Genomic DNA, 8,036 nt, shown 5'->3' on the forward strand with positions numbered 1-8,036 from the left:
TCTTTCTTGATCTTCTGGTCCAGCATCTGCGCCGGGCGCCAGTCGGCCACGGCGGCGGCCGACACGAACACGGTGGCAGCCTGGGCCAGGTGGTCCAGCGATTTCTGCATGTTCAGCGCAGACTTCACGTTGACCCGCCCCACGCCGCGCGGCGTGGGCAGACCCACCGGACCAGCCACCAGCGTCACCTGGGCGCCGGCCTCGTGCGCGGCGCGCGCGATGGCAAAACCCATCTTGCCGCTGGAGAGGTTGGTCAGGCCCCGCACGGGGTCGATGGCCTCAAACGTAGGGCCGGCGCTCACCAGCACGTGCTGGCCCGCGAGCAACTTGGGCGTGAAGAAGCGGACCAGGTCGTACAGGAGCTCTTCGGGCTCCAGCATGCGGCCGTCACCGGTCTCGCCACAGGCCTGCTCACCCGCGCCCACATCAAGCACGGTGGTACCGTCGGCGCGCAACTGTTCGATGTTGCGCTGCGTGGCGGGGTGCGACCACATCTCGCGGTTCATGGCCGGCGCCAGGATCAGCGGCACGCTCTCGATGGGGCGCGCCAGGCACATCAGCGAGAGCAGCTCGTCGGCCCGGCCGTGCACCAGCTTGGCCATGAAATCGGCACTGGCGGGCGCCACCACGATGACGTCGGCTTCGCGGCTGAGGTTGATGTGGGGCATGTTGTTGTCGGCGCCACCCGAGGTGCGTGCGTCCCACTGCGAGGTGAAGACCGGGCGGCCCGAGAGCGCCTGCATCGTCACCGCGGTCATGAACTGCTCGGCCGCTTCGGTCATGACCACCTGCACCGTGGCGCCCTCTTTCACCAAAGCCCGGCAGAGTTCGGCCGCCTTGTAGCAGGCAATGCCGCCCGAGAGACCCAGCACGATGTGTTTTCCAGCGAGTTCGTTCATGCGCGCAATGTAGCAGTTGGGCCCTGTCCACGTGCCCGACCGGGTGGGCTGTTGAGGGCGGCATTTATAATCGCCATTTCCACCTCCTGCGAGCATCTGGCTCGCCCGAGACATGACCAAATTTGTGTTCGTTACCGGCGGTGTGGTGTCCTCTCTGGGCAAAGGCATAGCCTCCGCATCCCTGGCCGCGATTCTTGAGTCCCGCGGCCTCAAAGTCACCCTCATCAAGCTCGACCCGTACATCAACGTGGATCCGGGCACCATGTCCCCCTTCCAGCACGGCGAGGTCTTCGTCACCGACGACGGCGCCGAAACCGACCTGGACCTGGGTCACTACGAGCGTTTCATCGAAACGCGGATGAAGAAGACCAACAACTTCACCACCGGCAAGATCTACCAGTCGGTGCTGGAAAAAGAGCGCCGGGGCGACTACCTCGGCAAGACGGTGCAGGTGATCCCGCACGTGACCAACGAAATCCAGGAGTTCATCCAGCGCGGCGCCGGCATCGGCACGCCCGATGCGGTGGACGTGGCCATTGTGGAAATCGGCGGCACCGTGGGCGACATCGAATCGCTGCCGTTCCTGGAAGCCGTGCGCCAGATGAGCCTGCGCATGGGTCCGAACAACTCGGCTTTTGTGCACCTGAGCTACGTGCCCTGGATCGCTGCCGCCGGCGAACTCAAAACCAAGCCCACGCAGCACACCGCCAAGGAACTGCGCGCCATCGGCATCCAGGCCGACGCCCTGCTCTGCCGCGCCGACCGCCGCATTCCCGACGAAGAGCGCGCCAAGATCAGCCTGTTCTCCAACGTGCCCGAGTGGGGCGTGATCTCCATGTGGGACGTGGACACCATCTACAAGGTGCCGCGCATCCTGCACGAGCAGGGCCTGGACGGCCTGATCTGCGACAAGCTGCGCCTGAACACGCCACCGGCCAGCCTCAAGCGCTGGGACGATCTGGTGTACGAAGTGGAGCACCCCAAGGCGACGGTGCACATCGCCATGGTGGGCAAATACGTCGACCTGTCGGACAGCTACAAATCGCTCAACGAAGCGCTGCGCCACGCCGGCATGAAAAACCACGCCAAGGTGCAGATCGACTACATCGACTCCGAAACGCTGAGCCCCGCCAACGTGGCCAAGGTACTCGGCCATTTCGACGCCATCCTGGTGCCGGGCGGCTTCGGCAAGCGCGGCATTGAAGGCAAGATCTGCGCTGCCCGCTTCGCCCGCGAACACAAGGTGCCCTACCTGGGCATCTGCCTGGGCATGCAGGTGGCCACCATCGAATACGCGCGCCACGTGGCCGGCCTCAAAGACGCCAACAGCACCGAGTTCGAAGCCGACACGCCGCACCCCGTCATTGCGCTCATCACCGAGTGGAAAGACGCCGACGGCAGCATCCAGCAACGCACGGCCACATCCGATCTGGGCGGCACCATGCGTCTGGGCTCGCAAAGCTCCGACGTGGCCCCCGGCACGCTGGCGCACCAGATCTACGGCCCGGTGGTCACCGAGCGCCACCGCCACCGCTACGAGGCCAACGTGAACTATCTCGACCAGCTGCGCAAGGCCGGTCTGGTGATCTCGGCGCTCACCCAGCGCGAGCAACTCACCGAAATGGTGGAGCTGCCCCAAAGCGTGCACCCCTGGTACGTGGGCGTGCAGTTCCACCCCGAGTTCAAGTCCACGCCGTGGGCCGGGCACCCGCTGTTCAACGCCTACGTGAAGGCCGCGCTGGCCCAGCAGGCGCAGACCACCCCGGCAGCGGCCACCGCCTGAACGAGCACAACCCATGAAACTCTGCGGCTTCGACATCGGCCTGAACCAGCCCTTCTTCCTGATCGCCGGCCCCTGTGTGATCGAGTCCGAGCAGTTGCAGATGGACGTGGCCGGGCAGCTGAAAGAAATCACCGGCAGCCTGGGCATTCCCTTCATCTTCAAAAGCAGTTTCGACAAGGCCAACCGCAGCAGCGGCACCACCTACCGCGGCCCGGGCCGCGAGAAGGGTCTGGAAATCCTGGCCAAGGTCAAACGTGAACTCGGCGTGCCGGTGCTCACCGACGTGCACAGCGAAGACGACATCGCCGAGGCGGCCAAGGTCTGCGACGTGTTGCAGACACCTGCCTTCCTGTGCCGCCAGACCGACTTCATCCGCGCCGTGGCGCAGAGCGGCAAACCGGTGAACATCAAGAAGGGCCAGTTCCTCGCGCCGCACGACATGAAGAACGTGATCGACAAGGCGCGTGCCGCAGCCAAAGAAGCGGGTCTGAATGAAGACAACTTCATGGCATGCGAACGCGGCGCGAGCTTCGGCTACAACAACCTCGTGAGCGACATGCGGTCGCTCGCCATCATGCGCGAGACCGGTGCGCCGGTGGTGTTCGACGCCACCCACAGCGTGCAGTTGCCCGGCGGGCAAGGCACGAGCAGCGGCGGCCAGCGCGAGATGGTGCCGGTGCTGGCGCGCGCCGCGGTGGCCGTGGGCGTGGCCGGCCTCTTCATGGAAACCCACCCCGACCCGGACAAGGCCATGAGCGACGGCCCCAACGCCGTGCCGCTCAAACACATGAAGGCGCTGCTGGAAACGCTGCTCGCGCTGGACACGGTGACCAAGAAGAACGGTTTTCTCGAAGACCATTTCAACGCCTGAACCCCATTCACTTTTTTGTTTTTTGACCCAGAGGTAATGACCCCATGAGCGCAATCGTTGACATCGTTGGCCGCGAGATCCTGGACAGCCGCGGCAATCCCACCGTCGAATGCGACGTGCTGCTGGAGAGTGGCGTGATGGGCCGCGCGGCCGTTCCCTCAGGCGCGTCCACCGGCTCGCGCGAAGCCATCGAGCTGCGCGACGGGGACAAGAGCCGTTACCTCGGCAAGGGCGTGCTCAAGGCGGTGGAGCACATCAACACCGAGATTTCTGAAGCCGTGCTGGGCCTGGACGCTTCCGAGCAGGCCTTTCTGGACAAGACGCTGATCGACCTCGACGGCACCGACAACAAGGGCCGCCTGGGTGCCAACGCGATGCTGGCGGTGTCGATGGCCGTGGCGCGCGCCGCGGCCGAAGAAGCCGGCCTTCCGCTCTACCGCTACTTCGGCGGCATGAGCGCGGTGCAGATGCCCGTGCCCATGATGAACGTGGTCAACGGCGGCGCGCATGCCAACAACAACCTGGATCTGCAGGAGCTGATGATCATCCCCGTGGGCGCACCGAGCTTTCGCGAAGCCCTGCGCTGGGGCGCCGAGGTGTTCCACGCGCTCAAGAAAATCATCCACGACAAGGGCATGAGCATTGCCGTGGGCGACGAGGGCGGCTTTGCGCCCAACGTGGCCAACCACGAAGCCGCGATCCAGATGATCCTGGAAGCGATCAACAGCGCCGGCTACACCGCCGGCGACCAGATCGCCCTGGGTCTGGACTGCGCTGCGAGCGAGTTCTACAAGGACGGCCCCGACGGCACCAAAGCTTACCACCTGGAGGCCGAAGGGCTGGTGCTGAGCGCCGAAGACTGGACCAACATCCTGGCGACCTGGGTAGACAAGTACCCGATCATCAGCATCGAAGACGGCATGGCAGAAGGCGACTGGGACGGCTGGAAGGTGCTGACCGAGCGCCTGGGCACCAAAGTGCAGCTGGTGGGCGATGATTTGTTCGTCACCAACACCAAGATCCTGAAAGAAGGCATCGACAAGCGCATCGGCAACTCGATCCTGATCAAGATCAACCAGATCGGCACGCTGACCGAAACCTTCGCCGCCATCGAAATGGCCAAGCGCGCGGGCTACACCGCCGTCATCTCGCACCGCTCGGGCGAAACCGAAGACAGCACCATCGCCGACATCGCCGTGGGCACCAACGCCGGCCAGATCAAGACCGGTTCGCTCTCGCGCTCGGACCGCATGGCCAAGTACAACCAGCTGCTCCGCATCGAGGAAGACCTGGGCGAAGTGGCGGTGTACCCCGGTCGCGCCGCCTTCTACAACCTCAGGTAATCTCCGCCACCATGGCCCGCCGCTTCATCCCTGCCCTGCTGATCGCGCTGCTGCTGGTGCTGCACGCGCAGCTGTGGTTCGGGCGGGGCAGCGTGCCCAAGGTGGCCAGCATGAAGCAGCAGCTGACCGCGCAAGAGCTGGCGAACCGCGAAGCGCAGCAGCGCAACGACCAGTTGGTGAGTGAGGTGCGCGACCTGCAGGAGGGTCTGGACATGGTCGAGGAACTCGCCCGCGCCGAACTGGGCATGGTCAAGCCCAACGAAATCTTCGTGCAGATCGCGCAGAACAAGCGCTGACACCATGGCGGCCATCACCGTCGCCCTGCTCGGCGGCGAGTCCAGCGGCAAGACCACCCTGGGCCTGGCCCTCACCCAACAACTCAACGCCCTGGGCGTGAGCGCCACGCTGGTGCCGGAACACCTTCGCGCCTGGTGCGAACGCGAAGGCCGCGCCCCGCTGGCGCACGAGCAGGCGGCCATTGCCAACGAGCAATCCCGACAGATCGACGTTGCAACCCAAAGCGGTGAGCAGGTGGTGGTGGCCGACACCACGGCGCTGGTGGTCGCAGCGTACAGCGTGAGCGTGTTCAACGACCGCTCGCTGTTGCCCGCATCACTCGAGGCGCAGCAGCAGTTCCACCTCACCCTCCTGATGGGCCTGGACCTGCCCTGGCAGGCCGATGGCCTGTTTCGCGACGGGCCCGGCATGCGGACCGACATCGACGCCGTGCTGCGCCGCGAGCTGCAGTCGGCTGATATCCCGTTCCAGACCGTCTATGGCTCCGCAGAGGCTCGTTTGCAGCACGCGCTGCGCGCAGTGGGTGTGCTGCTGGGTCGCCCGCTGGTGGCGCACGACCCGATGCTGGAAGCCGGCACCGGCCGCTGGACCTGCGAGAACTGCAGCGACCCCGACTGCGAACGTCGGCTTTTCAGCGGGCTGGTGTCCCAGCGCCCGGCCTGAACGGCCGGTCAGTGTTTCTGGTCGCTGGCCGGCGGCTGGATGTCGGGCTGCAGGAACACCTGCGCCGCGTCCACCGGATCAAACCGGTACTGCGCGCCACAAAACTCGCAGCCCACTTCCACCTGCCCCTGCTCGGCCAGGATCGACTCGATCTCGTCACGCCCCAGACTGCGCAGCATGCTGCTCACGCGCTCGCGCGAGCAGGTGCAGGCAAAACGCGGCCCGGTTTCGCCCACCATGGGCTCGAAGCGGCGCACATCTTCTTCCCAGAAAAGGCGGTGCAGGATGGTGTCGGCGTCCAGGGTCAACAGCTCTTCGCGCTTGAGGCTCGATGCGAGGATGGCAATGCGGTTGTAGTCCTCGTTCAGGCCGATCTGGTCTTCGTCGCGCGCACCCGACTGGCCGGCGAGGTTTCCCACGCCCTGCAGCGGCAGGCGCTGGATCAGCAGGCCGGCGGCCACGTGTTCGTTGGCGGCCAGCACCAGGCGCGTGTCGAGCTGCTCGCTTTGCAGCATGTAGTGCTCGATCACCTCGCTGAGCTTCTCCAGCTTCTCGCGCCGGTCGCCAAACAGCGGCACCACCCCCTGGTAAGGCGCCTGGCCGGGCAAGCGATCCTTGGGATCGAGCGTGATGGCACAGCGGCCCTGGTTGGTGACGTTGACCATGTGGGATAGCGGTGCGTCTTCAGCCACTTCTCCAATCACGGTGGCGGTGGCGCGCAGGCTCAGGTCGGGCTGAACCTCGGCCACGGCGAGTTTCACCGGCCCGTCGCCCATGATCTGCATGATGAGCGCGCCGTTGAACTTGATGTTGGCCTGCATCAGCGTGGCCGCGGCCGTCATCTCGCCCAGCAGCTCGGTCACGGCCACGGGGTAGCCGCCGCCGTCTTTGTGGCGTTGCAAAATTTCTTGCCAGGCATCGGTCAGGCGCACGAGCATGCCGCGCACCGGCAGGCCTTCAAAGACGAATTTGTGGAGTTCGGACAAACGGAGCTTTCAGGGAACGTTCGAAAAAACGCAATCGTGGCAGATCGGGTTCAGGCGATCTTTTTCAAGGTCTTGCGGTAGCGTGCGGCATTGTCGGTGTAGTGCTTCGCGCTCATGCGCAGGCCTTCGATCTGCTCGGGCGTGAGCGTTTTGGCCACGCGCGCCGGGCTGCCCAGGATCATGCTGCCGTCAGGGAACTCCTTGCCTTCTGTGACGAGGGCGCCGGCGCCCACGAGGCAGTGTTTGCCGATCTTCGCGCCGTTGAGCACCACCGCGCCGATGCCGATGAGCGAGCCCTCGCCGATGGTGCAGCCGTGCAGCATCACCTGGTGACCCACCGTCACGTTCTCGCCCAAGGTCATGGGAAACCCCACATCGGCGTGCAGCACGCTGCCGTCCTGAATGTTGCTGCCTCGCCCGACCGTGATGGTTTCGGTGTCGCCACGCAGCGTGGCGCCAAACCAGACACTGCTGTCTTCGCCCAGCACCACGTCGCCGATGACCTGTGCGTTGTCGGCCACCCAGGCCGAAGCGGCCACCTGGGGGGTCAAACCGTCGAGTTCGTAAAGGGCCATGTGTGTTGTCTCCTGTGGCGAAACCTAGAATTGTAGGGATGCAAGCCCCCGCCGACCTGTCGCCATCGCCTTCCGTTTCCCTTCGTGCGCAGGCCCTGCAGGCGCTGTGCACCAGCGATCCGGCCCGGAAAGTCGCCGCCACCCACGCGCTCTTTGCAGCCCGACAGGCGGGCCTGACGCACCTGGACACGGCCGAGCGCCTGACACCTGACACCCACACACCCCTGCCTGGACGGCCGGCGCTGCCCGTGCTCATCGCGCCGGTCGACGTGCCCAAGCGTTCGGCATTCACGCCAGAGGGCCTTGCCATGCTGCTGCACGCGGTGGCGCACATCGAATTCAACGCGATCGATCTGGCGCTGGATGCGATCTGGCGCTTCCCCGACATGCCGTCCGACTACTACACCGACTGGATGGGCGTGGCACACGAAGAGGCCATCCACTTCGGGCTGCTGCGCGCCCACTTGCAGAGCCTGGGCCACGACTACGGCGATTTCGCCGCGCACAACAGCCTGTGGGAGATGTGCCTGCGCACGCAACACGACGTGACCGCGCGCATGGCCCTGGTGCCGCGCACCATGGAGGCCCGCGGCCTGGACGCCACGCCGCCCATGCAGGC

General features: G+C 65.4%; 9 protein-coding genes. 6 read left to right on the plus strand and 3 right to left on the minus strand.

All coding sequences use genetic code 11. The features are described from left to right. Nucleotides 1-899, minus strand: an 899-nt coding sequence (gene coaBC, locus Q0C59_RS16985) for a bifunctional phosphopantothenoylcysteine decarboxylase/phosphopantothenate--cysteine ligase CoaBC (RefSeq protein WP_291217720.1), incomplete at its 3' end; no start/stop codon positions are given. Nucleotides 900-1,011: 112 nt separating this feature from the next. Here coaBC and Q0C59_RS16990 point away from each other — a divergent pair. From Q0C59_RS16990 to Q0C59_RS17010, 5 genes are read left to right on the plus strand one after another with little or no spacing between them, the layout of a single operon-like run. Then, complete coding sequence (locus Q0C59_RS16990) at nucleotides 1,012-2,682, plus strand: CTP synthase (RefSeq protein WP_291217722.1); 1,671 nt, start codon at nucleotides 1,012-1,014, stop codon at nucleotides 2,680-2,682. Between the two features lie 13 nt (nucleotides 2,683-2,695). Next, entirely contained in the window at nucleotides 2,696-3,553 is an 858-nt protein-coding gene (gene kdsA / locus Q0C59_RS16995; protein WP_291217724.1) for a 3-deoxy-8-phosphooctulonate synthase, read from the plus strand. A 44-nt stretch (nucleotides 3,554-3,597) separates the two neighbouring features. Further along, nucleotides 3,598-4,896, plus strand: a complete 1,299-nt coding sequence (eno, locus tag Q0C59_RS17000; RefSeq protein WP_291217726.1) for a phosphopyruvate hydratase — start codon at nucleotides 3,598-3,600, stop codon at nucleotides 4,894-4,896. Between the two features lie 11 nt (nucleotides 4,897-4,907). After that, nucleotides 4,908-5,192: a septum formation initiator family protein gene (locus tag Q0C59_RS17005; protein WP_291217728.1), complete on the plus strand. Its 285-nt coding sequence runs from the start codon at nucleotides 4,908-4,910 to the stop codon at nucleotides 5,190-5,192. A gap of 4 nt (nucleotides 5,193-5,196) precedes the next feature. Continuing rightward, the gene (locus Q0C59_RS17010; RefSeq protein ID WP_291217730.1) at nucleotides 5,197-5,856 is read left to right on the plus strand and encodes an ATP-binding protein; all 660 of its coding nucleotides are present in this window, start codon (nucleotides 5,197-5,199) and stop codon (nucleotides 5,854-5,856) included. Nucleotides 5,857-5,864: 8 nt separating this feature from the next. Here the strand turns inward: Q0C59_RS17010 and Q0C59_RS17015 are convergent, their stop codons facing one another. Next, on the minus strand, nucleotides 5,865-6,842 hold the full coding sequence (locus Q0C59_RS17015) for an Hsp33 family molecular chaperone HslO (protein WP_291217733.1): 978 nt from the start codon (nucleotides 6,840-6,842) through the stop codon (nucleotides 5,865-5,867). 50 nt (nucleotides 6,843-6,892) lie between these two features. Then, nucleotides 6,893-7,417 (minus strand): gamma carbonic anhydrase family protein, encoded by a 525-nt coding sequence (locus Q0C59_RS17020; RefSeq protein WP_291217735.1) that lies wholly within the window; start codon nucleotides 7,415-7,417, stop codon nucleotides 6,893-6,895. 38 nt (nucleotides 7,418-7,455) lie between these two features. Here Q0C59_RS17020 and Q0C59_RS17025 point away from each other — a divergent pair. After that, nucleotides 7,456-8,036, plus strand: a 581-nt coding sequence (locus Q0C59_RS17025) for a ferritin-like domain-containing protein (protein WP_291217738.1), incomplete at its 3' end; no start/stop codon positions are given.

The sequence above is a fragment of the Hydrogenophaga sp. genome, from assembly GCF_022844385.1.
Classification (GTDB): Bacteria; Pseudomonadota; Gammaproteobacteria; order Burkholderiales; family Burkholderiaceae_C; genus Hydrogenophaga.

Excerpts from the sequence above, each read along its gene's own strand:
- Q0C59_RS16990 (WP_291217722.1), top strand. The coding sequence starts at position 1,012 with ATGACCAAATTTGTGTTCGTTACCGGCGGTGTGGTGTCCTCTCTGGGC.
- kdsA (WP_291217724.1), top strand. The coding sequence starts at position 2,696 with ATGAAACTCTGCGGCTTCGACATCGGCCTGAACCAGCCCTTCTTCCTG.
- eno (WP_291217726.1), top strand. The coding sequence starts at position 3,598 with ATGAGCGCAATCGTTGACATCGTTGGCCGCGAGATCCTGGACAGCCGC.
- Q0C59_RS17005 (WP_291217728.1), top strand. The coding sequence starts at position 4,908 with ATGGCCCGCCGCTTCATCCCTGCCCTGCTGATCGCGCTGCTGCTGGTG.
- Q0C59_RS17010 (WP_291217730.1), top strand. The coding sequence starts at position 5,197 with ATGGCGGCCATCACCGTCGCCCTGCTCGGCGGCGAGTCCAGCGGCAAG.
- Q0C59_RS17020 (WP_291217735.1), bottom strand. The coding sequence starts at position 7,417 with ATGGCCCTTTACGAACTCGACGGTTTGACCCCCCAGGTGGCCGCTTCG.